27 protein-coding genes and 2 pseudogenes are annotated in these 26568 nt (G+C 66.1%); 15 read left to right on the top strand and 14 right to left on the bottom strand.

Features of this window, described 5'->3' with window-relative positions:
- Positions 1 to 516: 516 nt before the first annotated feature.
- The 11 genes and pseudogenes from AKJ13_RS25955 (at position 517) to AKJ13_RS25905 (ending at position 10716) form a co-directional block, all read left to right on the top strand.
- A pseudogene (locus AKJ13_RS25955) lies at positions 517 to 1727 on the top strand (alpha-hydroxy acid oxidase).
- Between the two features lie 432 nt (positions 1728 to 2159).
- The gene (locus AKJ13_RS25950) at positions 2160 to 3191 is read left to right on the top strand and encodes an ABC transporter substrate-binding protein (protein WP_144426396.1); all 1032 of its coding nucleotides are present in this window, start codon (positions 2160 to 2162) and stop codon (positions 3189 to 3191) included.
- A gap of 36 nt (positions 3192 to 3227) precedes the next feature.
- Positions 3228 to 4091 (top strand): ABC transporter permease, encoded by an 864-nt coding sequence (locus AKJ13_RS25945; RefSeq protein ID WP_082317132.1) that lies wholly within the window; start codon positions 3228 to 3230, stop codon positions 4089 to 4091.
- Positions 4091 to 4909 (top strand): ABC transporter permease, encoded by an 819-nt coding sequence (locus AKJ13_RS25940; RefSeq protein WP_050735913.1) that lies wholly within the window; start codon positions 4091 to 4093, stop codon positions 4907 to 4909. The genes AKJ13_RS25945 and AKJ13_RS25940 overlap by 1 nt, the downstream gene beginning before the upstream one ends.
- Positions 4890 to 6116 (top strand): ABC transporter ATP-binding protein, encoded by a 1227-nt coding sequence (locus tag AKJ13_RS25935; protein WP_050735912.1) that lies wholly within the window; start codon positions 4890 to 4892, stop codon positions 6114 to 6116. Before AKJ13_RS25940 ends, AKJ13_RS25935 begins: the two co-directional genes overlap by 20 nt.
- Positions 6113 to 6721 carry a glutathione S-transferase N-terminal domain-containing protein gene (locus tag AKJ13_RS25930; RefSeq protein ID WP_050735911.1) on the top strand — a complete coding sequence of 203 codons (609 nt, stop codon included), beginning with the start codon at positions 6113 to 6115 and terminating at the stop codon, positions 6719 to 6721. The genes AKJ13_RS25935 and AKJ13_RS25930 overlap by 4 nt, the downstream gene beginning before the upstream one ends.
- Before the next feature lie 447 nt (positions 6722 to 7168).
- On the top strand, positions 7169 to 7591 hold the full coding sequence (locus tag AKJ13_RS25925) for a RidA family protein (RefSeq protein ID WP_012320171.1): 423 nt from the start codon (positions 7169 to 7171) through the stop codon (positions 7589 to 7591).
- On the top strand, positions 7588 to 8262 hold the full coding sequence (locus AKJ13_RS25920) for a DUF1028 domain-containing protein (protein ID WP_050735910.1): 675 nt from the start codon (positions 7588 to 7590) through the stop codon (positions 8260 to 8262). Before AKJ13_RS25925 ends, AKJ13_RS25920 begins: the two co-directional genes overlap by 4 nt.
- Before the next feature lie 59 nt (positions 8263 to 8321).
- The gene (locus AKJ13_RS25915) at positions 8322 to 9269 is read left to right on the top strand and encodes a LysR family transcriptional regulator (protein ID WP_050735909.1); all 948 of its coding nucleotides are present in this window, start codon (positions 8322 to 8324) and stop codon (positions 9267 to 9269) included.
- Positions 9270 to 9331: 62 nt separating this feature from the next.
- On the top strand, positions 9332 to 9787 hold the full coding sequence (locus AKJ13_RS25910; protein ID WP_050735908.1) for a type II 3-dehydroquinate dehydratase: 456 nt from the start codon (positions 9332 to 9334) through the stop codon (positions 9785 to 9787).
- The gene (locus AKJ13_RS25905) at positions 9784 to 10716 is read left to right on the top strand and encodes a glyoxylate/hydroxypyruvate reductase A (protein WP_082317131.1); all 933 of its coding nucleotides are present in this window, start codon (positions 9784 to 9786) and stop codon (positions 10714 to 10716) included. Before AKJ13_RS25910 ends, AKJ13_RS25905 begins: the two co-directional genes overlap by 4 nt.
- Positions 10717 to 10814: 98 nt before the next feature.
- Here AKJ13_RS25905 and AKJ13_RS25900 read toward each other — a convergent pair whose 3' ends face one another.
- The 10 genes from AKJ13_RS25900 to AKJ13_RS25870 all read right to left on the bottom strand — a co-directional run bounded on the left by AKJ13_RS25900 (position 10815) and on the right by AKJ13_RS25870 (position 18657).
- Positions 10815 to 12065 (bottom strand): NAD(P)/FAD-dependent oxidoreductase, encoded by a 1251-nt coding sequence (locus AKJ13_RS25900; protein WP_050735907.1) that lies wholly within the window; start codon positions 12063 to 12065, stop codon positions 10815 to 10817.
- Positions 12066 to 12633: 568 nt separating this feature from the next.
- Positions 12634 to 13026: a hypothetical protein gene (locus AKJ13_RS25895; RefSeq protein WP_050735960.1), complete on the bottom strand. Its 393-nt coding sequence runs from the start codon at positions 13024 to 13026 to the stop codon at positions 12634 to 12636.
- A 250-nt stretch (positions 13027 to 13276) separates the two neighbouring features.
- Positions 13277 to 13402, bottom strand: a complete 126-nt coding sequence (locus tag AKJ13_RS33180; protein ID WP_280137129.1) for a hypothetical protein — start codon at positions 13400 to 13402, stop codon at positions 13277 to 13279.
- A gap of 64 nt (positions 13403 to 13466) precedes the next feature.
- Positions 13467 to 13835, bottom strand: coding sequence for a DUF3768 domain-containing protein (locus AKJ13_RS25890; protein WP_050735906.1), 369 nt, complete (start codon positions 13833 to 13835; stop codon positions 13467 to 13469).
- A 93-nt stretch (positions 13836 to 13928) separates the two neighbouring features.
- Complete coding sequence (locus AKJ13_RS25885; RefSeq protein ID WP_050735905.1) at positions 13929 to 14324, bottom strand: hypothetical protein; 396 nt, start codon at positions 14322 to 14324, stop codon at positions 13929 to 13931.
- 436 nt (positions 14325 to 14760) lie between these two features.
- On the bottom strand, positions 14761 to 15393 hold the full coding sequence (locus AKJ13_RS32885; protein ID WP_244471733.1) for a hypothetical protein: 633 nt from the start codon (positions 15391 to 15393) through the stop codon (positions 14761 to 14763).
- Between the two features lie 57 nt (positions 15394 to 15450).
- Complete coding sequence (locus AKJ13_RS32880) at positions 15451 to 15777, bottom strand: hypothetical protein (RefSeq protein ID WP_244471732.1); 327 nt, start codon at positions 15775 to 15777, stop codon at positions 15451 to 15453.
- A gap of 56 nt (positions 15778 to 15833) precedes the next feature.
- Complete coding sequence (locus AKJ13_RS31655) at positions 15834 to 16223, bottom strand: hypothetical protein (RefSeq protein ID WP_144426394.1); 390 nt, start codon at positions 16221 to 16223, stop codon at positions 15834 to 15836.
- A 93-nt stretch (positions 16224 to 16316) separates the two neighbouring features.
- Positions 16317 to 17390: an acetylhydrolase gene (locus AKJ13_RS25875; protein WP_050735904.1), complete on the bottom strand. Its 1074-nt coding sequence runs from the start codon at positions 17388 to 17390 to the stop codon at positions 16317 to 16319.
- Positions 17391 to 17511: 121 nt separating this feature from the next.
- Positions 17512 to 18657, bottom strand: a complete 1146-nt coding sequence (locus tag AKJ13_RS25870) for an adenylate/guanylate cyclase domain-containing protein (protein ID WP_244471731.1) — start codon at positions 18655 to 18657, stop codon at positions 17512 to 17514.
- A gap of 474 nt (positions 18658 to 19131) precedes the next feature.
- On the opposite strand from AKJ13_RS25870, the gene AKJ13_RS25865 reads away from it, so the two are divergent.
- On the top strand, positions 19132 to 19605 hold the full coding sequence (locus tag AKJ13_RS25865) for a CYTH domain-containing protein (protein ID WP_050735903.1): 474 nt from the start codon (positions 19132 to 19134) through the stop codon (positions 19603 to 19605).
- Positions 19606 to 20121: 516 nt separating this feature from the next.
- The gene (locus AKJ13_RS30870; protein ID WP_082317130.1) at positions 20122 to 20364 is read left to right on the top strand and encodes a hypothetical protein; all 243 of its coding nucleotides are present in this window, start codon (positions 20122 to 20124) and stop codon (positions 20362 to 20364) included.
- A gap of 220 nt (positions 20365 to 20584) precedes the next feature.
- Here AKJ13_RS30870 and AKJ13_RS25860 read toward each other — a convergent pair whose 3' ends face one another.
- Positions 20585 to 20836 carry a hypothetical protein gene (locus tag AKJ13_RS25860; protein WP_144426393.1) on the bottom strand — a complete coding sequence of 84 codons (252 nt, stop codon included), beginning with the start codon at positions 20834 to 20836 and terminating at the stop codon, positions 20585 to 20587.
- A 98-nt stretch (positions 20837 to 20934) separates the two neighbouring features.
- Between AKJ13_RS25860 and AKJ13_RS25855 the strand changes: the two genes are divergently transcribed.
- A complete protein-coding gene (locus tag AKJ13_RS25855; RefSeq protein WP_050735901.1) occupies positions 20935 to 22425 on the top strand; it encodes a carbohydrate porin in 1491 nt (496 codons plus the stop codon).
- Between the two features lie 15 nt (positions 22426 to 22440).
- On the opposite strand, the gene AKJ13_RS33175 is transcribed toward AKJ13_RS25855, so the two are convergent.
- The 3 genes and pseudogenes from AKJ13_RS33175 to AKJ13_RS25845 form a co-directional block, all read right to left on the bottom strand.
- Positions 22441 to 22572: a hypothetical protein gene (locus AKJ13_RS33175; RefSeq protein WP_280137130.1), complete on the bottom strand. Its 132-nt coding sequence runs from the start codon at positions 22570 to 22572 to the stop codon at positions 22441 to 22443.
- A gap of 157 nt (positions 22573 to 22729) precedes the next feature.
- Positions 22730 to 23206 (bottom strand): annotated as a pseudogene (locus AKJ13_RS33170) (CorA family divalent cation transporter); the annotation flags it as partial.
- 163 nt (positions 23207 to 23369) lie between these two features.
- Positions 23370 to 24998, bottom strand: a complete 1629-nt coding sequence (locus tag AKJ13_RS25845) for an inorganic phosphate transporter (protein ID WP_050735900.1) — start codon at positions 24996 to 24998, stop codon at positions 23370 to 23372.
- Between the two features lie 439 nt (positions 24999 to 25437).
- Here AKJ13_RS25845 and AKJ13_RS25835 point away from each other — a divergent pair.
- Positions 25438 to 26540, top strand: a protein-coding gene (locus AKJ13_RS25835) for an IS3 family transposase (RefSeq protein WP_144426392.1) whose coding sequence is annotated in 2 segments (ribosomal slippage) — positions 25438 to 25699 and positions 25699 to 26540 — 1104 coding nt in all. Because the reading frame shifts where the segments join, the coding sequence is not laid out codon by codon here.
- The last annotated feature ends 28 nt before the right edge of the window (positions 26541 to 26568 follow it).

Raw genomic sequence — 26568 nt, 5'->3', positions numbered from 1 at the left:
ACCGTGGTCCGTGACCGCATCCCGGAAGCGGATGTTGAGCACAGATAGGCGCTGGTCCAGATCGCGCCACGGGCGGATCCCGGCATAGGTCCGGGAGGCGGACGTACCGGTTCCCGCCCATCTCGGCGCGTGACGCAGGCCGCGCCGGGATCTTCGCGGCGCATCTCGGCGGACCCGAGGAAGCGACATCGAGCGCGGTCGAGGCGGCTATGAGACACGCGGTACTGTTGCGCTTGGCGACGTCTCGTGGCGCACTGCTCCGCGCCGGATCAGATGGACATCTCAGCGAGCACCGCGCCGGCCAAAGCGTGCCCTCGGCGAAGAAGCCCATGGTTTCGGCGAGACGGTTCTGGCCACCCGATCAGGACATTTGTCGGGTCATCAGGTCGCACGACCTCTCGCTCCCGCCGCATTGCATCCCCGTCGAGCAACAGGCCGATGCTGATCAGGTGCGGTCCTCGACAAACGGTTGATCGCAGGGGCTGCCCCGCCCTCTGACTCGAGGTTGATCAGACGATGGCGCCCATCATTACAACCATCGCGGACATGCGACGGATCGCCGAGCGGCGCGTGCCGCGGATGTTCTACGACTACTGCGATTCCGGTTCCTGGACCGAATCCACCTACCGCGGCAACGAGGCCGACTTCGCCGCGATCAAGCTGCGCCAGCGCGTGGCGGTCGACATTACCAACCGCTCGCTCGCCACGACGATGGCGGGCCAGCCGGTGGCGATGCCCGTGGGTCTAGGGCCGACAGGGCTGACGGGCATGCAGCATGCCGATGGCGAGATCCTGGCCGCACGCGCCGCGGAGGAAGCCGGCGCACCGTTCACGCTCTCCACCATGAGCATCTGCAGCATCGAGGATGTGGCGGAGAACGTGACCAAGCCGTTCTGGTTTCAGCTATACTTCATGCGCGACCGTGCCTTCAACGACAGGCTGATCGATCGAGCGAAGGCGGCAGGTTGCTCCGCGCTCGTCCTCACCTTGGACCTCCAGATCCTTGGGCAACGGCACAAGGATCTCCGCAACGGCCTCTCCGCCGCCCCGCCCCCCGAAGCTCACGCTCGGCACCGCGTTGAACCTCCTGACCAAACCCCGCTGGTGCTGGTCGATGCTCGGCATGAAACGGCGGACGTTCCGCAACATCGTCGGCCACGTGGGGGGCGTGCGCGACACTCGATCCATCTCCGCCTGGGCCGCGGACCAGTTCGACCAGCGCCTCGACTGGGACGACGTTCGGCGGATACGCGACCGCTGGCAGGGCCGGCTCATCCTGAAGGGCATCCTCGATGCGGAGGACGCAGAGAAGGCGGCCACCACAGGAGCCGAGGCACTGATCGTCTCGAATCACGGCGGTCGTCAGCTTGACGGGGCGCCCTCGACCATTGCCGCGCTCCCCGAGATCGCAGACGCGGTGGGATCCCGCATCGAGGTTTTGATGGACGGCGGTATCCGCTCAGGGCAGGACGTCCTCAAAGCCGTCGCCTTGGGGGCAAAGGCGTCTTTATCGGCCGCGCCTTCCTGTACGGGCTCGGCGCCTATGGTCAGGCCGGAGTCGCCAAGTCGCTGGCGATCATCCGCCAGGAACTCGACACCACGATGGCTCTGTGCGGCCGCGTGACATCCGCGCCGTTAACCGATCGATCCTCTGGGCGCCGCCCGCGCAGGCCTTCGAGCTAGGTGCCCTGCTCGGCGCATCGCCCCGTCGGTCCACCACCTCCTGACCGGGCTTGGGCCGAATCCGCAACCCAAACTCGGCTGCCTCAGGATTTCCGATCCAGAGGCTTCCGGAAATCGTGCTTTATGAGCCGGTGCGGCCATTTAGCCTTTCTCGGCGAGATACGCCTCGACGCGAGTACAGACAGCTCTTCGCGTGACGTTGACAGGACGTCTTGCAAAAGCACGACCCAGATCGTCGGTGCTCGCGCGGGGCGCGCCTCTGAAGAGAAGTATCGGGGAGGGGCGCCATTGCTCCGTGCGTCCGGTTTCGATCGCCGCTTAAGCGACGGATCTGCAAGGAATGATCGATAACCGAGAACGTGTCTCGACAGGGCGTATTTCGATCGAAATCTAGAACAACGCCTCGGACTGGGATGTGCGGCTGGCATTCGATTTGCCAGACGCGCGAGACTACAGAGAAAGGGACTGTCGACGTGATGCGTGTTCTGACCCCGCTCCTCGCTGCCTCCGCCCTGGTCGCATCGATCTTCCCGGTTCAGGCGTCCGAGAAGCTCGTCGTCAGCACCTGGGGGGGCAGCTTCCGCGATTTGATCGACGAGGCCATCGCCACGAAGTTCAGGGCGGAGACCGGTGCCGAGGTCGAGTACATCACCGGCGGTACCATCGACCGGCTCAACAAGGCCAAGCTCGCCAAAGACGCGCCTGAGAGCGATGTGACCTTCACGACCGCCCATGTCGGCTGGCTCTACGTCAATGACGGCCTGTTCGAGACGCTCGACATGGCCAAGATCCCGAATGCGACGAACCTCGTCGAGCAGGCCCGGGTCAGCCCCGCGCATCTCGGCACTTGGGGCTACGTCTACACGATCGGCTACCGCGCGGACCTGACGCCCAAGGGCATGACCTTCGGCTCCTGGGCCGATCTCTGGGACCCGAAGCTCAAGAACAGCCTCGCCGCGCCCGATTTCGACCCGAGCCACATCATCGCCGTCTCGGCGCTGCTCTCGGGCGGCGACCCGGCGACCTGGGAGAAGGGGCAGGCCAAGCTCGAGGCGCTGAAGCCGAACTTCCGGGCCTTCTACACCAACGACGCCAACAGCCAGCAGCTGATCGCCACCGGTGAGACGCCCGTTCAGGTCGTGCTGACCATGAACGCCTACTACATGAAGGGCCAGGACGTGCCGGTCACCGTGGTGATCCCGAAGGAGGGTGGGGTTCTCGGCATCGACACGGTCGCGATCAACAAGGGTTCCAAGAAGGCGGAGCTCGCCTACAAGTTCATCAACATCGCTCTCGATCCCGAAGTACAGGCCAAGATCGCGCAGCTGAAGAAGGGCAGCCCGACCGTCACCAACGCCAAGGTCGATCCCGAGATCGCCAAGCTGCCGGGCGTGTTCACCACCGCCGAGCAGTGGAAGACCCAGGCGATCAACATCGACCCGAAGCTCCGGGCCGAGAAGACCGCGCTCTGGCGCAAGTGGTTCGCCGAGAACATCATGGCGCGCTAGGGCCCCCGCCATGCGCCTCGCTCGACGGGAAGCCTCATGACACCCGCGATCCGCCGCCGGCCCTTCCTGCCGCTGTTCGTGACGCCGGCGGTGCTGGTCGCCGCCGCCATCGTGGCCGCCATGGCGGCGATCCTGCGCTACAGCCTGCACGCCTACGTGCCGGGATCCCTCGACGTCGGCGGTCTCACGCTGGAGAACTTCTCCGATCTCAACCGCCCGATCGTGCTCCGGGCGCTGCGCGACACGGTGCTGATCTGCTTCGAGACGGCGCTGATCACCCTGGTCGTCGGCTACCCCGTCGCCTACGCCCTGGTGCGCACCCGCTCGCTGCTGCTGAAGTCCGTCATCCTGATCGTCGCGGTGACCCCGCTCTTCCTCGGCGAGGTGGTGCGCACCTATGCCTGGACGGTGGTGCTCGGCAATTCCGGCTTCGTGAACGCCACCTTGCGCCAGCTCGGCCTGATCGAGCGGCCGATCCAGCTCATGTTCACCGAGCTCGGGGTGATCGTCGCCCTCGTGCACGTCACGCTGCCGGTGATGGTCATCATGCTGGCCGCGGCCCTCGCGCATATCGACCGCGACTACGAGCGCGCGGCCCAGAGCCTCGGCGCCGGGCCGGTGCGCGCGTTCCTCACCGTGACGCTGCCGCTCTCGATGCCCGGCGTGGTGGCGGGCTTCACCACCGCCTTCGCCTGGACGTTCAGCGCCTTCGCGACGCCCCAGGTGATCGGCGGCGGAAAGGTCGGGGTCGTCTCGACGCTGGTCTACCAGCTCGGCCTGTCCTCCTTCAATTTCCCGGTCGCGGCGTCCCTGAGCCTCGCCGGCCTCGTCCTGGCGCTCGGAACGATGTGGCTTGTGCGCCGCTGCGCCCGCCCGCTCGAAGCGCTCGGAGGCCACTGATGCGCCGCGGCCTCCGCACCCGGCTTCTCGGGATCTCCGGCCGGGTCCTCGTCGGGCTGATCCTCGCCTTCATCGTGCTGCCGGCCTTCGTGGTGACGCTCGCCGCGTTCAACGACCGGGCGATCCTGAGCTTCCCGCCGGCCAAGTACTCGACGCGCTGGTTCACCCGGGCCCTGACCTACCGGGATTTCCAGACGGGCCTGTGGAACAGCCTCGTCGTCACCGCCTGGGCCTCCACGCTCGCGCTCGCCGTGGGCACCGGCTTCGCGATCGCCCTGAAGCGATACGCATTCCGCTTCAAGGCGGCGCTGGAGGGCGTGCTGCTCTCGCCGCTGATCGTGCCGCACTTCACCATCGGCCTCGGCCTCCTGGTCCTGGCCACCGGCATCGGCGCGGCGCGGGGCTTCTCCGTCGTGGTCCTCACCCACGTCGTGGTGGTGCTGCCCTTCGTGATCCGCTCGGTCTACATCTCGCTGCAGAACATCGACGAGCGGCTGGAGCTGGCCGCCGCGAGCCTCGGCGCCCGGCCGGGCCGCGTGCTCACCACCGTGACCCTGCCGCTCCTCGCGCCCGGCCTCGCCAGCGGCTGGCTGTTCGCGGCGATCCTGTCCTTCAACGAGTTCACCGCCTCGCTCTTCGTGACGGGGCAGGCGACCCAGACCCTGCCGGTGGCGATGTACGGCTACGTCCGCGAGTTCGCGGACCCGACGCTCGCGGCCGTCTCGGTGATCTACATCGCGGTCACGGCCCTCGCCCTGATCTTCGCCAACACGTTCCTCGGGCTCGGCAAGGTTCTGAATGTTGAGCAAGGCTCTTGATCTCACCGCGGCGGCACCCCGGCCCGCCACGGCCGCGGCGCCCCGGGCAAGACCGGCGGTCCGCCTCGACGGCGTGGTCAAGCGCTTCGGCGCGGTCACCGCGCTGGAGGAGAGCTGGCTGCAGGTGGAGCAGGGCGAGTTCCTGACGCTGCTCGGACCCTCGGGCTGCGGCAAGACCACCCTGCTCAACCTGATGGCGGGCTTCCTGGAGGCGGATGCGGGCGAGATCTTCATCGGGGACGACCTCGTGACCGCCACCCCGCCCTACGAGCGCGAGGTCGGCATCGTCTTCCAGAACTACGCCCTGTTCCCGCACATGAGCGTCGCGAAGAACGTCGGCTACGGTCTGCGCGTGCGCGGCGTGCCTAGACGGGAGATCGCCGCGCGCGTGGAGGAGGTTCTCGCCCTCGTGAAGCTCTCGGGCTTCGCGGACCGCTCGCCCCGGCAACTCTCCGGCGGGCAGCAGCAGCGCGTCGCGCTCGCCCGCGCCCTCGTCATCCGCCCGAAGGTCCTGCTCCTCGACGAGCCGTTCTCGGCGCTCGACAAGAACTTGCGCGGGGCGATGCAGGTCGAGCTGAAGGAGATCCAGCGCCGGCTCGGCGTGACGACGGTCTTCGTCACGCACGACCAGGGCGAGGCGCTGAGCATGTCGGACCGGATCGTCGTGATGTCGGCCGGTCGCGTCCGGCAGATCGGCACGCCGGATCAGGTGTACCGTCACCCGCAGGACCGCTTCGTGGCGGGCTTCATCGGCGACGTGAACCTCCTGCCCGGCCGCCTCGAAGCGCGGGCCGGCGAGCGCGCGACGGTCGCGATCGGTGACCTGCGCCGCGAGGTCGAGGCCGACACCCTGCGGGACTGTGCGACCGGCGCCGCGGTCGACGTGTTCGTGCGGCCGGATCACCTCGGCGTGCGCCCGGCGGGCGAGAGCGGCACCCTGCCGGCCCGGGTCGCGGCCCTCGTCTACCAGGGCTCGCACATCGACCTGCATATCGACCTGCACGCCGACCTCCGTTCCGGTCCCATGAGCGGCGGGCGGGTGGTGGTGCGGATGCCGGGGCACGGGGCGCTCGCCACCTACGCCCCCGGATCGCCGGTGGCCCTGCTCGTGCCACAGGCAGGCCTCGTCGCCTTCCCGGCCGAGCCGGGTAGCCCGAATGGACAAGCGGGCCAGACGGGCTCGGGACAGGACGATCCGGCCCGATGAAGCTCCTCTACGCGCGAACCTCGCCCTATGTCCGCAAGGTCCTGGTCCTGGCCCACGAGACCGGTCAGGCCGAGGCGATCGAGATCGTTCCGGTCACGGCATCGCCGACAGAACGGAATCTTGAGACGGTGGGCCACAACCCGCTCGGCAAGATCCCGGTCCTGGTGCTGGCCGATGGAACCGCGCTGTTCGACAGCCGGGTGATCTGCGAGTACCTCGACGCGCGCTCCGTCGGTCCTCGCCTCTTCCCGGAGGGGGAGGCCCGTTGGGACGCACTCACCCGTCAAGCCCTCGCCGATGGGTTGCTCGATGCCGCGCTGCTGCTCCGCTACGAGCGCGTGATGCGGCCGGCCTCGTCGCGCTGGGATGCCTGGGAGGTGGGGCAGATCGCGAAGGTCGCCGGCGCCCTCGACCGGATCGAGGCGACCCGCGTCGGGCCTGCGGGCGCGCTCGACATCGGCACGGTCGCCACGGCCTGCGCTCTCGGCTACCTCGATTTCCGCTTTCCCGACCTCGGCTGGCGCACCGGACGGCCCGCTGCGGCGGCGTGGTACGAGGCGTTCGCGCGGCGTCCGTCGATGCAGCGCACGAAGCCGGAGGATTGATGCGCGGCCTCAGCGCGGGGCAGCGAACGACGCGCGCGGACCGACTCGAAGCCGACGAGCATGTCCAGCGTCTCGGCGCGCATCCGGGCTGCCGTGACAGGGGTGACGCGCGGTGAATCTCCCGCCTCACTGGATCAACCGGATCGTCACGGTGGGCACGCGGCCCGAGGCGACCTGAAACGCGGCGATCGCGCCCGCCCCCCGAGCCCTCGGCGGCTTCGTATTTTCCGAACTACGACCCCAGCAAGTGCTTGTTGTTGAGACCGACCGGATTGATATCCTCGTTGCGCTCAAGCCTGAAGGCGGGCGCCACCGTTCGATCCCGACGCGTCGCGCGGCCGGGTGCGTGCCCTCTGCCTGCCATGGCGGGCCGCCCTGTTCTCGGGGCGCCCCTCGGCGCCGCAGCGACAGGCAGCCTGCGCTCTTGCCCGAGGTAGGAACGACCCGATGACCGTCCACAAGCGGATCCGTCCCTTCAACACCCGCGACACCTATCCGGAGCAGCAGCTCGACAACGATCTCTGCCAGACCGTGGTCGCCCGGGGCCAGATGGTCTTCGTGCGCGGCCAGATCGGTCAGGACCTCGACAGCTCCGAGAGCGTCGCGATCGGCGACGCCGCCGGTCAGGCCGAGAAGGCGATGGCCAATATCGCGATGCTGCTGGAAGAGGCCGGATCGCGGCTCGAGCACATCTGCAAGATCACGATCTACCTCGTCGACCCGCGCTACCGCGAGCCGGTCTACCGCACGGTCGGCCGCTGGTTGAAGGGCGTCTATCCGGTCTCGACCGGGATCGTGGTCTCCGCGCTCGCCCGGCCCGAGTGGCTGGTCGAGATCGACGCCATCGCGGTCATCCCGGAGGCGGCATGACGTTCTCGATCGTGGCGCGCTGCGCGTCGACCGGCATGTTCGGCGTCGCGGTCTCGTCCTCCTCACCCGCCGTCGCGGCGCGGTGCGCCCATGCCCGTGCGGGGATCGGCGCGGTCGCGAGCCAGAACGTGACCGACCCGCGGCTCGGCCGGCGCGCCCTGGACCTGATGTCGCTCGGTGCCGACGCCGAGGAGACTGTCGCCGTCCTGCGGCGGACCGGCGGCCCGATGGCGTACCGCCAAGTGCTCGTCGTGGACGCGGCTGGCGGCACGGCGATCCATTCCGGGCCCAAGGCGCTCGGGACCTGGGCCGAGGCGCGCGCCGAGAACGTCGCCTGCGGCGGCAACCTGCTGGCTGACGCGCGCGTGCCCGCCGCCATGGTCGAGGCTTTCCTCGGCACGTCCGGCCATCTCGGCGATCGTCTGCTCGTCGCGATGCGGGCGGCCCTCGCCGCCGGCGGGGAGGCCGGCCCGGTGCGGTCGGCCGGCCTGATGCTCGTGCGCGAGGTCGCGTGGCCCGTCGCGGACCTGCGCGTCGACTGGACGGAGGATTGCCCGATTGCCGGCCTCGCCGCGCTGTGGGACCTCTACCGGCCGCAGCTGGACGCCTACGTCACCCGCGCCCTCGACCCGGTCTCGGCCCCGAGTTACGGAGTCCCGGGCGACCTATGATCGAGGACGGGACGCGAGGCGGCATCGAGGTCGGGCCGGCCGCTCGCTGAAGGCAGCGAATGCGGTTCACCCTGCGCCAGCTCGAATACTTCATCGCCGCCGGCCAGACCGGCAGCATCACGCTCGCTTCCGAGCGCATCCACATCTCGCAGCCCTCGATCTCGACGGCCATCGCGCATCTGGAGCGGGAACTCTCCGTGCAGCTCTTCGTCCGTCACCACGCGCAGGGGCTCACGCTGACGCCGATCGGCCGCGAGGTGCTGCGCGAAGCCAAGGCCCTCGTGGAGCAGGCCGAGGGGCTCTACACCCTGGCGTCCGAGGCGGGGGGACAGGTGCGGGGGCCCCTCTCGCTCGGCTGCATGGTGACGCTCGCGCCGATGCTCGTGCCCGAACTCGCCCACGCCTTCACCACCGCCTTCCCGGCCACGCAGATCCGCTACGTCGAGGGCGACCAGGAACAGCTCATCATCGGCCTGCGCCGTTCCGAGACCGAGGTCGTGCTGACCTACGACCTACACGTGCCGGACGACATCCACTTCACCCCGCTCGTCGACCTGCCGCCGCACGTCCTGGTGGCGGAGGGACATCCGCTGGCGGAGCAAACCGCCGTTGCGATGGCCGACATTGTGGACGAGCCGATGATCCTCCTCGACCTGCCGCTGAGCCGCGAATACTTCCTCGCCCTCTTCATGGCCGAGGGCCTGCAGCCGAAGATCGCCGCGCGCTCCGCCCATCAGGAGGTGGTGCGCACGATGGTGGCCAACGGCCACGGCTACACCCTGTTCAACGTGCGTCCGCGCTCCGACCTCGCGCTTGACGGGAAGCGGCTCCGGCGGGTGCGGCTCGCCGGCACGCACCGCCCGATGCGCATCGGCCTAGCGCGCCTGAAGCAGCTCAACCGCTCGCGCCTCGTGGAGGCCTTCGAGACCCATTGCCGGGCCTTCATCTCGGACGCCTACATCCCCGGCATGGTCGCACCCGCCATCGAGCGGCGGGTGCCGCGCTGAAGCCGTGCCCGGCGCAGCGAGCCCCTGAGGAACGCCCCAAGGAAAGCACCGAGGAAAGCTCCATGACCGCGCCGATCCCGATCCTCTTCCTGAACGGTCCGAACGCCAACCTGTACGGGCTCGACCCGAGCGGCACCTACGGCACGGAGAGCTTCCCCGCGCTCAAGACGCGCTGCGAGCTGCACGCCGAAAGCGTCGGGGTCGGCCTCGACTTCCGGCAGTCGAACCACGAGGGCGTGCTCGTCGATTGGATCCAGGAGGCGCGGGGCACGGCCGCGGGCCTCGCCATCAACGCAGCCGGGCTCACCTACACCTCCGTGGCGATCCTCGACGCGCTGCTGGCCTTTCCCGGCCCCATCGTCGAGGTTCACATGAGCAACATCTGGAAGCGGGAGCCTTTCCGTCACCATTCCTACGTCTCGCGGGCGGCGACTGGCGTGGTCGCGGGACTCGGCGGCCTCGGCTACGAGCTGGCCATCACCGCCCTCGCCACCCTGGTGCAGGAGGTCCGCGCGTGACCGAGACCCTCGTCTTCGCGAGCGCCGTCGACCCGATCGAGCCCTGGCGCGAGGCGCTGGAGGCGCTGCTGCCGGACGTGCGCATCAGGACACCGGAAGAGGTCGGGTCCGGGGACGATGTTCGCTACGCGCTGGTCTGGAAGCCACCGACCGGCTTCTTCGCGCGGCATCCGGGCCTGCGGCTCGTCACCATCTTGGGCGCGGGCGCCGACGCGCTCGTCGGCCGGGACGACCTGCCCAACGTGCCGATCACCCGCCTGTCCGACCCCGAGATGGCACGGATGATGACCCATTACGTGCTGTTCGCGGTGCTGCGCTACGCCCGCGACATCCCGGCCTTCGAGGCGGCCCAGCGGGCCGGCCGCTGGCACTACGTCCATCCGCGCGAGGCCCGGGAGATCCGGGTCGGCGTGCTGGGCCTCGGCGAGCTCGGCGGCGCGGCGGCGCTCGAACTTGCGCGTCAGGGTTTCTCCGTCGCTGGCTGGTCGCGCACGCCGAAGGCGCTTCCCGGGATTGACTGTCACGCGGGACCGGACGCGCTGATCCCATTTCTCGCGCGGAGCGAGATCCTGGTGGTGATGCTGCCGCTGACCCCTGAGACCCGGCGCCTGGTCGGAGCGGACGAGATCGCTTCGCTGCCGCGGGGCGCCGCGCTCATCAACGTGTCGCGCGGGGCCGTGATCGACGAGTCAGCGCTCGTTGCGGCTTTGGCGGCTGGTCACATAGGTGGGGCGACCCTCGACGTGTTCGAAGCGGAGCCGCTCGCGGAGGGACACCCGCTCTGGGCAATGGAGAGTGTTCTCGTCACGCCGCACCTCGCTTCGGTCGCGATCCCCGCCTCCGCGGCCCGGCAGATCGCCGAGAACATCCACCGTGTGCGCACGGGCCGCGCGCCTGAGCACCGCGTGGACCTGAAGCGGGGCTACTAAGAGTCTCGCCCGAGAAACTCGCTGCGCCGCTTGGCGCAGCGGCAGACGGACCAGCAAACGGGTGTTTCGTCAGGCGCCTCCAGCGCGGTTTCGGCCCGTCAGACCCGAGTATAGGCGTCGTAGTTGCGCTGGATGACGATGTGGTCGGCGATGTGCTTCGCATCCTGCCAGCAGCCGTAGATGAAGGCGGAGGCGCGGTTGGTCAGGTCGGGGAGGCCGAGGAAGTAGATGCCGTTCTCGGCGGAGACGCCGCGCTTGTGCAGGGGCACGCCCTGCTCGTCGAACGCGTCGACGTCCAACCAGCTGAAATCGTACTTGAAGCCGGTCGCCCATAGGATGGTTCCGATGCCGGACTTGCCCAAGTCGAGGCTGAGGATCGGCTCCTTGAGGCAGTCCGGGTCCTCGTAGCGCTGCCACGCCTCGGGCTCGGGCGGCAGGTCCATGCCCTTGCGCGCGATATAGGCGTCAGCGTCCCGCAGGACTTCAAAATAGGCCTCGTCACCCGCGGAGATATTCCGCACGAGGTCGTCCTCGAAGTGGAGCGTGCCGTTCTCGTAAGTGCGGGTCACGCCGACCAGCGTGACGCCCATATGTGCCAGGCGCCGGAAATCGACGGTCCGGCCACCCTCATATCCGCTTACCGCGAAGGCGACATGCCGCTTCTTGCGCTTCGACTTGACTTCGTCCCAGAGGCCGAGCGCACCCAGCCACCAGCAATAGTCCCGCTGGCGATAGGCGCGGGGCGGCCGGTAGTGCTCGCCCACGGACAGATAGACTTGCCGTCCAGCCTTGCAGAGCTCCTCCGCGATCTGCGAGCCGGAAGCGCCGCATCCGACGACCAGTACGGCGCCGTCCGCCAAATGGCCAGGGTTCTTGTAGGTCGAGGAGTGCAGCTGATCGACCGCAGCCTCCCGGGGAACGATATCCGGGAACGAGGGCATCTGGAACGGGCCGGTGGCCGCAACGACGCGCCGCGCCTCGAAGATGCCGTCCGACGTCGTAACGGTGTATCCTGGGCGACCCTGGCATTGTCGGACGAGCTTGACCTCCACGCCGGTCCGAATGGGAGCCTCGATCATCGCGGCGTAATCGTTGAAGTATCTCGCAACGCGATCTTTACCCGGGAAAGCGTCCGGATGCACATCCTCGAACTTCATGTTCGGGAACCGGTCGTGCCAAGCCGGCCCGTTGGCCACAAGCGAGTCCCAGCGCATGGAGCTCCAGTTCTCCGCGATACGGCTCCGCTCCAGCACGATGTGTGGGATCTTCAATGCGCTGAGATGCTCGCTCATCGCGATACCCGACTGGCCCGCCCCCACGACCAGGGTATCGGTGGTCTCGACTGCCATGTCAGCTCCAGAAAACTTGCAGACCCTCCGATCACGAAATCCGCCGGCGTCAGAACCGGTGGGATTCGATCTGTTACACACGGGGTCAGTGACGGTGATTGGAGAGTCAGGTCTGCTGGAATGGGCAGCAGTTGAGAAGTACGATTATTTTATGATGTGCCTCGGAAAATGCGAATTGCCGGACCCTGGCTTGAGGCTGCGGTTCGGGTTCGTTCTGCCGGCACGGGCTTGCGCGACGCAACACGGACGCAGCCAATACCGACGGTTCGTCGAAGTTGCATAATCGCCCGACAAACTCCGAGCGCCCTCGTCTTGCCGTGTGCGCTCGCGAGCCCCCATATCGGCGACGGCCTCCGCCGATCCGCCTCGTCCTACCCGACAAGAGTGCCTGGAGGCAGATATTCCGAAGGTCCCCTCTGGGGCACTCTGGGATTTCCACCTGAGCCTCAGCGAGCGTCCGCTTACTCACGATCGAGCCTCGAAGCGGACACACCACAATCGGCCAGCCTCAGTCATTCAAAGCCGCCCAGATTGCCGGCAAGCGGACCTTCTGAAGGTCCGCCAAGGGTCATACCACGACATCGTAAGCAGCGAGCTTGGGCAGCATCGCCTCGATCACGAAATCCACGAATGCCGCTGGCACGTCGAGGTAGAACTCGCGATCGGAATAGGCACCGACATGAGCTGGTAGCCCTTGTGCAATGAACCAAGAGGCCAGCCGGTCGAGGTCGGCTTCCGGGGCGTCGCTGAGGAACGAGATCTGCGAGCGCTCCCGGTCGTGATCCCGGTGCCCGGTGTCACTACGGCTTAGCTGTAGGTCTACATTGGCACCGGGCTGGCGCAGCCAAACGGCGCGTTCGGTCCGTCGCAGCTCCACAAACCCCAACTGCACGGCGAACATGTCCACTACGGTCTGGAAATGATCCGGGTTCACCCGGTTGGCGACATGGTTGAACCGCACGATCAAGCTCCGTCCTGTTTTGCTGACCGACGTTATCTCTGCTTCGAACAGCAGCTAATTACGAATCGTTAAGGTTGGAGACGATCTGCGAAGCCACGCCTCAGCGGCGTTGTGTGAAGCCCAGCTTGACCGTTGACGACTGCCTTTGTCGGCGAGGAAGCCGTCGTGGCCAACTGGCCATCGACTGCTACGGCGTCGGTGCCGAAGGCCAGGGTCATTGGATCGGCCGCGTCGGCAGGGCGGCTCATCATCAGCCACCCTCCTGATCGCCATCGTTGGCGCAACCGGACCAGTCGCCATCGTCATCAGCGGGCCAGTCCTCGTCCCACTCGGTGCCGGCATTGAGCTCGGTCGCGCCGCGCGGCTGAGAACGCATGCCCTCGTCGCCGTGGGGCGGACCGTCTCGAAGTGGGCGCGGCACCTTGAAAGGGGTTGCCACGTCAGTACTCTTCGGCGCGCATGATGGTCAGCACGCGGGTCGTCACCGCAGGATCGGTTGGGTTCGGCGAATGACCGAGCAGCGCCCGGTCGTAGGTGTCGATCTTCCAAAAGAAGCGCTCGCCTCCGACTTCGATCGCTCCGAAGTCGTGCTCTCCGTGGGGATCGTTGTCGGCATCGAAGGCGTCGAAGCGGCGCACGGCCAGCAACAGGGCGATGCGATCGGTTTCCCGCAGCTCGACCACCCCCGGTGTTTCGACGACCTGCCCCCCGGCGAAGCTGCGCCGGAATGCATCGTTCAGGACCCGCACCCGCGCGACGGGGTCAGCCGCCGCGGGGTTCGACCCAGCGTTATCGATCTGGGTGTTCATGGCAGATCCCCCTCAGGTCACTTCGATCACGGCGGTATTGGGGGGCAGCAGGGCCATGTGCTCGCGGCGACGCACGAGGAGGGGCAGGTCCGGCTAGTCGCGCCAGCGCAGGGTGTAGATCCCGCCAGTCTTCGCTTCGACGACCTCGGCCTCGTACCAACCGTCCTGCTCGCCTTCCGTGATCAACACCAAGCTACCAGCCGCGACGCCAGCCCAGCTCCGCGGATATCGGGCTTCGCCGGTTGCGATTGCCCTGGAGGTTTGGTCGCCGAAATCGCCCGAAGCTGTAGCAGCCGCCAGCGCAGCGGTTTCGCCTGCCGCGGTTGCTGTAGACCCGGCTGGCTCAGCTAAAGCACTCAGGCGGTCGTACAGGCCCTTCTTAACGAACGGCACGAAGGCCCGGCCCGAGGCGAACACCCGGCCCTGGAGTAGCTCCGCCGCAAGATTTCGATGCGCCTCGGTGCTGAGCGCCAGCGTCTGCATGTTCATCACCCCGGCGGCCTTCGTCGGAGGGCAGTGTCGAACTCGGTAAACCAGGAGGCCTGCGGTTTCCTGTCCTTATCGGCGCCGAACACAATCAGCGCGGGGGTGGGTTTGGCAGCCGAAGTATCAGCTTGGTGTCGGTGTCAGTGCCCTTCGCGGAGTCGGGATCTTTAGACTGTTCCCCGACTCTCGTGACGATCGCGGTCATGGCTGGCTCCTGAAATGCGAAAGGGGCCCCGGATGGGACCCCTTGCTCGTTGTGGATGGGTGGGTGAGGCTCGATGCGGACCGTGACCATTGCCGATGATGTGGTGGCTTTCGATTGGGTGGCGGTCGAATCATCATGGCCTCGGGCCTTAAGCAGCTTCGCATCGCCCGCCACAGCTTATATAGGTATTTAATCTTACTGTAAAATAGTTCAGTAAGGCGGCGACATCGCATATTAATTCTGCCGACGGTCGCAGACCTCAAAAGCTGGGCACTGCTGATGCTGACAGCCGACCTGATCGTTGATGCGATTGCCGTTGCAGATGTCCCAGCCAGCTTTTGCGCAAAAGCCCCACAGCGCCGCTTGAACAAAACGCGGGAATGTCGCCGGGAAGTCCGAGTTGTAGGCTTGGGCATCGATACGGCAGGCCAAGCCACCGATGATCTCCGCGCAGCCACCCGGTGCCGTACAAGTCGGCCCGAAAGCGTGTTCGGCGTCAAAGCGCGCCAGGGTGCCAGTCCGACGCAGAAAATTATGGACCAAAGAGTCCACGGCGATCATCCATGATCCGGCCGTTACCCAGCGTTCCCGGTTCGGGTCGGCGCCGAGCAGAAGGTCGGCCAGCATCATCGCCCAAAGCTTCGGGCCGATGCCGTAGTTCTCGCAGAGGGGTTTGAGAACGGCCTCCCGCATGAGCGGACCACGCTCGGGTGCCCTCGGGCCGGGATCGGCCTCGGTGAGACGTGTATCGATCCAGCCGACGAAGTCGCCGTCACAGACGTCGCGAATGAATAAGGCAAGGCTGTAGGCTGCTTGGTTGAGCGATCCTTTCCTCAGCCTCGGGAGGGGTACGGCGCAGCCGTCCATGTGATCCGGTTCAGCGCAGGTCCGTCCGACCTTGCGATACCTGCACTCAGTGAAATGCTAGTAGCTCGTAAGGCGCGAGCAACCCTGAGGTACCGGCAAGTCCCCCTGAATTTCGGCCTTTGTCACCCCGCCATGCTGTTCGGCGTAGCGGGATGCGATCTGATCGGAGATACCCTGTAGCGGCACGAGGCTCACCATCCAGTCGAAGATCGGAGCGCTGTCGCAACTCGCGACCGCTTGCAAAACACCGTTTGATTTTTGATGGGCCTGTAGGTGGTTTAGAAAGGTAGCCGGAGCGACGGCAAGCGCAGGTTCAACCACGCGATAAAGATGATTCAATGGATCAATGCTAGATTGATTTGCATCACTAAGAATAAACTTCATGCCGGCTACATTGTCAATTGCCGCAATAGGTGTGTCAATCAACTTCTAATTTATAGTCATTGTTGCCGGCGCAATGGCCAATCGGAAGCTTGCATCAAATTCTGGCAGGCGATCACCGCGGAAGTTTTTGATGGCAGGCGGTGCGGTGCCGAATGACCGGTTATGGCCGATTGTGTTGAAAAACTCCGAGGCGGCACTTCAAGTGTCGCCTGAGGCAGCACGCTGGAGAATGTTCGTCTTAAGCCGACGACATGATCTCGCGATGGCGGCGGGTTCTCAGCCATCAGGTAGTAGAATTTTCTCCGGTCAATGCGCCTCGCCGCGTTGCGTTGGCACTGCCCAGAGTTTTTCAACAAAATCGGCCGATAGCAGAATGACTGTTTAGAAGTAGGCTTGTAGCAAAAGCAAACGGCCCTTTGCCGAGCCAATGCGATCGAAGAAGCCATCGTCCTTCCACCCTAAAGCGGCTCTGAGCGTCCGCCGGCCGGGGGACAGGTCGATTCGGCCGCTGCGCATCAAGCGGTGTTGCAGCGCGGGCCTCAGGCGCGACGTCTACGGTCCGCCTGTCGCGCCGGCATCTGGAAAGGCACCGGTGCCGCGGCCAGGATCGGCTTCCAGGTCGCGTTCCAAGCTTCCAGTGGAGCGGGATCGGAGCGATGCACGAGGTCGAGGAAAGCGAGTCCCACCTCTGCCGTGGCGCGCTTCACCAGGGGGTTCAGCGGCCCGCCGTTCTTAAGGGACCGGTCGGTGAACACGCTGTGCGAACCGCCCTGGAACACGACGAGGGCCTTTCTCGCCGTGGGGACGGCGTTGAAAACGTCGATGCGGTCCTGGACCGGCGAGAAGCGGCCGGGGATGCGGATCGTGTCTTCCGTCGTGGTCACGTGGAGGGTGGGGACGTCGACCGATGCCAGAACCGCTGCGAGGTCGGTTTCGCCGTAGAAGGGTGGGGCCGAGATGACGATGCTCGCCGTGAAGCGCGGATCCCGGTACCCGATGGGCTTACCGTCGCGGATCACCTGGGCGCCGGTGAGGATCAGGGTGGTGTTCGCCCCGTAGGAGTGGCCGGCCGCGACGATGCGTTTCCGATCGATGGCAGCATGGAAGGGACTCTCACGGTCGAGCAGGCGGTCGAGGCCGAAGCTCACGTCCCGCGTCCGCTCGATGGCCTCATGCTCGTCCGCCGCGCCGTCGAGGCGGTCGAGGAGCAAGATCGGATTGCCCTGCCACAGCGTCTGATCGCTGCCGACATGCTGGATGTGCAGGCTGGCGGTCCCGCGCGCCGCCCATCCCTCGCCGAGGTAACTGTAGCCCTTCCGCGAACCGCCGAGCCCATGGGAGAAGACGATCAGCGGGACCGGCCCCTTACGGGTCGCAGCGGTTGGCCAGTAGAGCCGCGCCGGAACCTTTCGGTTGCGCGATGGATCGATCCACTCAAAGTCGATGATCTGAGTATCCCCGGAAGCGGGCTGCGCACGAGCTGGTGCAGACGAAAGCCAAGCTCCGGCAACTGAAGCCAGCGCCATTGCACCGAGATGGCGGCGGCTGAAGCCATGGGTAGCCGGTTCCAGGTATGCGGTCGAACGTATCGGGACGTCGGGAATGTCAGTCATGGACGTCTCACGGTGTTCGATCGGAGTGATTGGGCGGGAGCCGTGTGGCCTTCGTTGGACGCCTTCTGAGACAGCGCTGGACGCTTAGCGGTCATTGAGACGCGCCGACAGCGTGCCTCGTTCAAGCCATGCGATGGGAAGCGGCCACCTCGCAGCCATGATTGGGGCGACCGACGACTGCGAACCTTCGCCGTTCGGCAAGCGCGTGAACTACCATTTCCCCGCTACGCCCCCTCAGGACATGCCGCCCAAGGGCCTCCGCTTCGATGCCGTTTGGAAGAGCGGGTATCTTGCAGAGTACAGCTTCCGAGACGAGCACGGACCGCTTCGTCTCCCGGCAAAGGCCTTCCAGTCGAGCGGTCGCGTTCATCACGTCGCCGAAGTAGGCGATCTTGTGCCGATCAACGCCGATGTCCGCAGTCACGATGCTGCCTCCGTGCAGGGCAGCGCGCAGTTCGGGCATAAAGCCGAACCGCTCCACCCACTGATCGCGGGCGTCCTCGATGGTGCGGCGGATTGCAAAGACGCAGGCGACGCATCGCGCGTCCTCGATGCCCCGTGCGAACGGCCAAGAGATGATGACTTGGTCACCGACATAGTCGTCGACCCGCCCGCGGTAGTGGCGAACCGGCTCGGCGATGACGGAGAAGACGGACTTCAGAAGCGTCTGCGCCGCCAAGTCGCCGTGCCGCTCCGCGTAGGTCGTCGAACCGACGAGATCGAGGAAGAGGAAGATGCGCTCCTCGCTGACCGGGCGGTGGTAACGCCCAAGAATGAAGTTGGCGAAGGTTTCGCTGCCGATCAGGTCGCGCACGCGCAGGACCGAGACGAGGAGCATCGACACGGCGAGCGCAAAGGGGATCGTGGAGAACTTGGGCATCATAGCCTCCGGCAGCATCTTGTCCGTGACGCCGAGCGCCCAGACGGCCGAGCCGGTGGCGGAAATTGCCGACACGATGACCGCCACGAGGCTGAGTGTGGCGGCCAACATGAAGGCGGGAGTGGGCAGACGTCTCAGGCGCTCGCGATAGGGGGCAAAGGCGGCACTCCGCTCGTAGGCGACCACGATCGTGCCGACGCAGGCTCCGTAGATCACGCCCAGGAGGGTCGGGCCGTCGTTGAACAGCAGGCCGTGCAACGCGCCAAACGAGGCGCTGATCGCGGCGATGACGATCCAGAAACCCGCAGCGCCGTTCGACATAGTGATCTTCGGCTCGGGATTGCCCATACAGGCTTGCTCATCCGCGCGCGGCGACACAGTGATCACCGCTCTTTCGTAGTACTTATGCTCATCTGGCTGTGTGCGATAATGCACGCAGCGAAGTGATCTCGCCCGTTGGCTACCTCGAATGGCGGCCGCTCTGGGACCATTCAAACGCAGCGACTAGCAGGTTTTGAATATTGGGATAAGGGCCATACGGCCTCACGGGACAGCGTTGTCTGCTCTCAGGCCCATGCCGCCCACGAGCAGACGGGCTGAAATCCAACCGGAGCAGCCATCCCGCTTCCGACCCAACTCGGTCGCAGGAGCGCATCGATGCTTCTCCCGGAAGCAGACACCTCTGGTGCACGAGCCAACACGCAGCTCGTGCGGTGTTCAAATGCGAAGGCGATGGTTTGGGCAGGAGTCAATCGGCTCGCCATGCATGCTCCGAACGGGTGATCCACGATCCCGTCCGTGCCCCGTACAGCATCACATGGGTTAGGAGGGCGCGACACCAACGGTTCGAGCCCCAGCTGCATGGCCCTTGAGATCGAGCGGAAGTTCCTGGCCACCTCCGCCGTGCTGCCCTGCTGCAGGTCCGGCACCCTCCTCGTTCAGGGCTATCTCTTCACCGATGCGCATCATACCCTCCGGGTCCGCCGGGCGGGCGATCGGGCATTCCTGACCTGGAAGGGGCCGAAGAGCGGCGCCGTCCGCGAAGAGGTGGAGTGTGAGGTGCCCCTGCAGATGGGCGAGGCGCTGCTCGCCGATGTGCCGTTGAACGAGCGCGTTCAGAAGGTGCGCTATCGGGTCGAGCACGCAGGGTCGATCTGGGACGTCGATGTGTTCGAGGGCGCTCTCGATGGACTGATGCTGGCCGAGATCGAGATGGCCCACGAGGACGAACTCGTGGCGCTGCCGTTCTGGCTCGGGCGCGAGGTCACGTCGGATCAGCGCTATCGCAACTCGCGGCTGGCCATGGGCGCGATGCCAAACCTGCTGGCGGCTTGACGCGCGCACCCTAACCAAGTCGGCTTGTATCAACGGCTGTGCTGGTCATGCGGTTGTCGCATGCGAGATGGTAGCGCCGCTGTCTGCGGCGAACCTCCTAGACCCTATGCCGTCGCTTAGCCCGCCCGGCACTGCCGCGGCGGGCGTTTGTTTATGTTCTTCAGGCCGGCAGGACGTGCAGCATTCCGCCAATTACGCCGAGTGTCCCGATCCCGATCAATCCTGCTACGATGTACAACCTCATCAGCTCTGTCTGACTTCCGAGAAGGGCCGACCAACTTCTGGGTCCTTGAGCCAATCAATCACGCGCTCACGTCAGGTTATGCCTTTGGAGAGTGCGCACTATACGTCGGTGTCACGACACCGAGATGACCTTGGCCGTTTATCCCACCGCTCAGTTTGCCTTGTCGGTTCGGTCGCGCATCTTGACCCGCTGATCGGCATCAAGCGCGACAGAGATCGCATCGTCGTGCCGCATCGCATAAGAGGTCGCACGCAGATTGATTGAGGCCGGCAATGACCAAAGACGGCAAGAGTACGTTTCCCGGCTCCATACGAGACCACCAAGATGCGGTGAAGGCCGAGACTGAGAAGGCCAGCACCAAGATCGACGAGGCTTTTGGGAAGCTTGCCAAGAAAATGCGCGAGCGTGCCGACAAAGCAAAAGCAAAGATGGAGGCAACACGGAAGCCCGAAAAGCGATCTATTCTGCTACGTCGTTTCGAGCTGTACGCGGATGCAGCAAAACATCTGAAATAACGTCTTCCACAACGAGACGACTAGCGTCTTAGCTTTACGGTCAGCTCTGTTCCCAAGATGTCGTGATCTGTACCCGCGGCCAAGTCCGCTTCGATGCATCCATCGTCTAGAAGCGGGCCGGCCCAAAACGGATTTGACTAGGATCGCCGGTGGTTCCGGCGACATCCTGGGCAACGAGCCTTGCGTCGTGATTAAAGAAAAGATCGGACAGGAGTGGCGATCAGTCCCGTTCGGGTACGGCCAACATGACTGCCGCCCGTACGGCGGCCCGCCTGAGTTCTTCTCCGGCCCAGGGCTGGCGCATCAGGGTGCCGGCAAAGGGATGCTCGGCGACGGCCAACGCCGGATCGATCCGATACCCCTCGCCAAAATAGACGGTGCCGCATGATGGATTGGCCAGGTAGGCGTCCACCACCGCCGTCACATCGTCATCCACGATCCTTAGGGTCTCCAGAAGGTCCAGCGTCATCATCCCGGGCATTGCATCGCCTTAGGGCGGCTCGGCGACGCTGGTAAGTCGGTCTGCCTAGCCGTGCCGGGCTCAGTTTTCCCTGCGGATCGGAGACCGAGGTGCGTTCCTTTTACCGCACCATCTTCGTCACCGTCGTTGCGCTCGCCCTCTGGCTGCAGCCAGGCTTCGTTGCGGCCCAGGGCCAGGGAGGAGAAGCGCTAGCCACGACTGCACGGCTCGCAGCCGAAGGCCTCGCTATCGGCTCGCCGTCTGGCGCCGGCGGCGATCCACAGACCTCGGTTGCACAACCCGTTTTTTCGGCGGGCCGGGCGGCGGAGGTGACGACCTCGTTTCAGCCCTTGCTTGGGCCCGTGGGCGATCCCGGCGGATACCGCGCCTTCCTAGAACGGCGTGGCATCACCTTCGGATTGATCGCGGTGGCGGAGACCTACCGCGATGTCCGCGGCGGCCTACGGCGTGGCTCGACGGGCCTGACGCTGCTCGACCTCGACGTCGACGTCGATCTCGAAACCCTGGCCGGGTGGAAAGGGATCACGGCTCACGCCACGGTCTACCAGATCCAGGGGAGCGGCACCTCCCGCTCCCGCGTCGGCAACCTCATGACCATCAGCGAGATCGAGGCCCTGCCTGCCTCGCGCCTATCGGAACTGTGGCTGGAACAGAGCCTGTTCGACGACCAGCTGTTCCTCCGTGTCGGCCAGCTTTCCGCTGACACCGAGTACATGGTGAGCCAGACCAGCATCCTGTTCACCAACGGCACCTTCGGCTGGCCGGCGATCTTCGCCGCGAACATGACCGACGGGGGACCTGCCTATCCGCTGTCAGCGCCGACCGTCCGCTTGAAGTACGTGCCGACCCGGGAATTCTCGTTCCAGGCGAGCCTGATCGACGGCACGCCTGGCGGCGGCAACCCGCGCTCGGGGGTCGATCCGCAGCGGCGCAACCCGAACGGCACCCGCTTCCCGCTCTCGGATCCACCGCTCGCCATCGCCGAGGTCTCCTACGCCTACAACGCCCGCCCCGGCGACACGGGGCTGCCCGGCACCGTGACGTTCGGGGGCTGGCATCGGTTCGGCCGCGTCGATGCCTCCATGCCCGACCCGGTGAGCGGCCTGGGCCGAAGGGTCACCGGCGATTCCGGCATCTACGGGTTGATTGACCAGACGATCTATCAGGAGCCGAACGATCCCAACGACGGTGCCAGCGTGTTCCTTCGAGCCTCGGCCTCACCAGGGGACCGCAACCTCGTGGACCTCTACCTCGACGGTGGCGTCGCCTATCGCGGCCTTTTCCCCGGTCGCTCGGACGACACCCTCGGGTTCGGCGTCGGCATCGCGCACATATCCCCAGCGGCGAGGCGGCTCGATGCGATTGCCGCGTTCCAGAGCTCGACACCCACCCCTCGCCGCAGCGCCGAGATACTGCTTGAGGCGACCTATCAGGCCGTTCTCGCTCCCGGCATCGCCCTGCAGCCGACTTTGCAGTACGTCGTCCAACCGGGGGGCGGGATCGCCAATCCCCGCGATCCCGACGGCAAACGAGTGCGCAACGCCACCGTGTTCGGCCTACGCGCCATCACCCGCTACTGAGCAAGGCGCCGTCTCTTAATCCCGCGGCGGCCGGATGCCCAGGCCGCGGATCAACACGAAGGCCATGAGCGCCGAGAGGCACGCGATGGCGATGGCCACGGACGAGCCGGCCTCGTTCTCCGCGAGCGGCAAGCCTTGGGTGTTCATGCCGAAGAGCCCGGTCACGAGCGTCGGGGGCAGGAACAGCGCGGTCAACACGGACAGCGTGTGTGGCCGCGGCGATGGCCACGTCCGGAACCTGCTCGTCGGCCGAAGCGGTCTCCAAGCGATGGAAGACCGCGCGCAGGCCAGGGAGCTGTCGGTGCAGCCGGACCGCGTCCCGGCAGATCGGCCCGAGCCGCCGCCGCTCCCCACGAACGCGCTCGTCGAGGATGTGATCCTCGATCTCGTCGAGCTCATCGGCCAAGCGGGCGCCGGTCTCCGCCATTGATGTCACGACACGCTCGACGATGACGTCGAGCAGCTGGATCGGAGCCAGGATGCCGCGGCCTTCCACGGCAGCGTCGCGGGCGAGGTCCGGCCCGAGGAGTGGATGCCGTCGGCCGCTCGCGAGCAAGCGTGGGCCCATGACGAAATGCAGGCGCCCGCCGGCGTCAATCCTGAGGTCTTCTCTCGTCTGCCGGACGAGGTCGGCCACGACGCCGCCGATATGGCCAGCCTCGACGACGAGGCGTTGATGCGGATCGCTGGCGAGTGCCGCCGCGGCAAGCCGAGGGGGGCCGAGGCGCCCCCGTCGATCAGGGCCGGCAAGCGCGCGTCGTTCAGGTTGAAGTGCAGCCAGGTGAACGCCTCACCGAAGCTCCCCGGGGCGGACAGCGCCTCGCCGTGCTCGGCGAGGTGCCCGCAGCCGGTCTCGTCGAAGCGCATCGCCCACAACAAGCCTGGAAGCGTCGCGCCGTCGCACAGACGGCGAGCGGGAGCCGCAACAGCGGCCTCCATCCGGCTCAGAACACGTGGCGCAGGATGAAGAACAACGTACCGGCGATGAGGATGGCGGCCGGCAGCGTCGTAACCCAGGCGAGCGCCATGTTCCGAACGGTCGACATCTGCAGGCCTGAGCCGTTGGCCGCCATAGTGCCAGCCACGCCCGAGGACAGGATGTGTGTGGTCGAGACCGGCAGGCCGTAGAGCTCGGCCAGACCGATGGTGCCCGCGGCGACGATCTCGGCCGAGGCGCCCTGCGCGTAGGTCAGATGCGTCTTGCCGATCTTCTCGCCGACCGTCACGACGATGCGCTTCCAGCCGACCATGGTGCCGAGGCCGAGCGCCAGGGCGACGCAGACCTTCACCCAGCTCGGGATGTAGCGAGTGCCTTCGTTGAGGAGCTCCGTATAGCCTTTGAGCGTCTTGGCGTCGGCCTCGGACAGGGTGGCCCCGGACTTCGGCAGCAGGCGGATCGCGTCGGAGGCGAGGTACATGTCGTTGCGCACGTTCGAGGTCGCCCCGGCCGGGACCTGTTGGAGCGAGCCATAGCCCTTCACCGAGGCCGCGATGTCGGTCGAGAGCGCCGAGAGCGCACCGAACACCTCCGGCTTGTTGAGCTCCTTCGCCTTCAGCGCGTCGGCGACCGTCTTTCGAGCCTGGGCCGCGTCGGGGCGTGCGCCGCCCTCGGCATGGGACGAGAACACCTTGCTGGCCGCCTCAGAGGTCTGGACGAAGGCCGGCGTGGCGTCGGCGTTCATGGTGCGGTTCAGGGCATAGGCGGTGGGTGCGGCGCCGATCAGGATCAGCATGATCAGACCCATGCCCTTCTGCCCGTCGTTGCCGCCGTGGAAGAACGACACCAGGGTGCAGGTCAGGATCAGAACGCCGCGGATCCAGAGCGGGGGCGGCGCGTCGCCTTTGGGCGCCTCGTACAGGTCCTTGCGCCGCACACTGAACTTGAGAACGAGCAGAAGCAGTGCGGCCGCCACGAAGCCGCAGAGCGGGCTGAAGGCCAGAGCCTTGAAAACGCCGAGCGCCTGGTTCCAGTCGACGCCGGAGGTGCCGTCCTGGCCGCCCATGAGCTGGTTGGCGAGACCGACGCCGAGCACCGAGCCGATCAGCGCGTGCGAGGACGAGTTCGGCAGCCCGAGCGCCCAGGTTCCAAGGTTCCAGATGATGGCTGCGATCAGCAGCGAGAAGATCATCGCGTAGCCGGCCCCGGAACCGACCTGCAGGATCAGCTCCACTGGCAGCAGCGTGACGATGGCGTAGGCTACGGCGCCCGAGGACAGCAGAACGCCGAGGAAGTTGAAGGTCCCGGACCAGATCACCGCCACCATCGGCGGCATCGAGTGGGTGTATATCACGGTCGCCACCGCGTTGGCGGTGTCGTGGAAGCCGTTCACGAACTCGAAGCCCAGCGCGATCAGCAGCGCGAGGCCGAGGAGGACGAAGGCGCCGATTGCCAGCGGTTCTTGGTGCACTGCATTCATGTCGGCGATCAGGCTGATGACGGCGTAGCCTAGGCCGGCGACGAGCACGAGCAGGAAAGCGATGACACCTCCGGCATGCATACCGTGGTCGAGCTTAGGCTTCCCACCTGTCATTGGCCCGGCCGGGACGGCCGAGGTGAGTGCTGCATCGACCATTGTCGTCCCCGGGAAATATTTATGTTCGATCCGGGATTAAGTCTCGTCGATGACGGTCGGGTGACGCAGCATTGTGCTTTGTCGATGCTCGTGGGCAGCTCGCGGACTTAGGCTCCGTGAGTTCCCGGTCGACCATGCAGGCGCCGGCGCGAACCTGGCGGCGACTGGGACGGCCGCTCCGCGCCCGAAACGACGATTGCAGGCGTCAAGAGCGGCCATTGGCGCGGCGCCCTGCTCGTGATCGACCTGGCCGAGCCAGGGCATGGCACGCTTCAAGACGTGGAGCGGCAGGAGGTCCGTCGTGAACACGGAAGCTGTTCCACGAGGTCTTCCTCATCCCATGCAGGGTGGCCTTCACCAGTGACCCTGACCCAGCAAACTGGTCCGCGCTGAGCGCAAGTTTTTCGGGCATCCTGAACCCTGAAGGAGGGTGGATGCCATGCCCCGCAAACGCTTCACGAACGAGCAGATCGCCTTCGCCCTGCGACAGGCGGAGAACGGCGCGACGGTGGACGAGGTCTGCCGGAAGATGGGTGTGTCCGAGCCGACGTTCTACCGCTGGAAGAAGCAGTTCGTCGGCATGGGCGTGCCGGAGATCCGGCGGCTGAAGCAGCTGGAGGACGAGAACAGCAAGCTCAAACGATTGGTGGCCGACCTGACGCTGGACCGCTCGATGTTGCAGGATGTCCTGAAGCGAAAGTGGTAGGGCCCGGCGCTCGCCGTGAAGTCGCCGGCCACCTGCAGGTGGCCTACGGCATCAGCGAGCGTCGGGCCTGCCAGGCCACCGGTTTTGGCCGCTCGTCCCAGCGTTACAGGAAGCGCGCCGACCCGCAGGTTGCGCTGCGGATGCGGCTGAAGGAACTCGCTGCCGCGCGGGTGCGCTACGGCTACCGACGGCTGCATATCCTACTGCGACGGGAGGGCTGGGAGGTGAACCACAAGCGCACCTACCGGATCTATCGCGACGAGGGACTGTCGATCCGGCCCAAGCTGCCCAAACGCAAACGGGCTTGGCGCTACCGGCAAGGGCGGCCGGCGATCGGCGGCCCCAACGAGGTCTGGGCCATGGACTTTATGTTTGATCGCCTGTTCGACGGACGTACGTTCCGAATCCTGACGGTCGTCGATTGCCATACGCGAGAGGCGCTCTCGCTCACACCGAGAGCCAACTTCCGCGCCTACCAGGTGACCGAGGCCCTGGACGCCTTGGTCCGGCTGCGGGGGCAGCCCAAGAGCCTGCGGGTCGACAATGGACCGGAGTTTGCCGGGCGCATGCTCGACCAGTGGGCGTACCTGAACGGGGTCGAGATCGACTTCTCACGACCGGGCAAGCCGACCGACAACGCCTACATCGAGTCATTCAACGGCCGCCTACGGGCAGAGTGCTTGAACGCTTCGTGGTTCCTGTCGCTGGCCGATGCCCGCGAGTGCATCGAGGACTGGAGGTGCCACTATAACGAAGATCGACCCCATACGGCCCTGGGCGGCTTGACGCCCCGAGCCTTCGCCAACCAAGCTGTCACAGCCCGAGAACTTGCATAGGCCGTGGACCACAAACAGGGTCAACTCC

Origin of the sequence: Methylobacterium sp. ARG-1 (assembly GCF_001262595.1) — a bacterium.
Classification (GTDB): Bacteria; Pseudomonadota; Alphaproteobacteria; order Rhizobiales; family Beijerinckiaceae; genus Methylobacterium; species Methylobacterium brachiatum.
The sequence above is the reverse complement of the archived record's forward strand: the minus strand, read 5'-3'. Positions and strand labels throughout refer to the sequence as shown.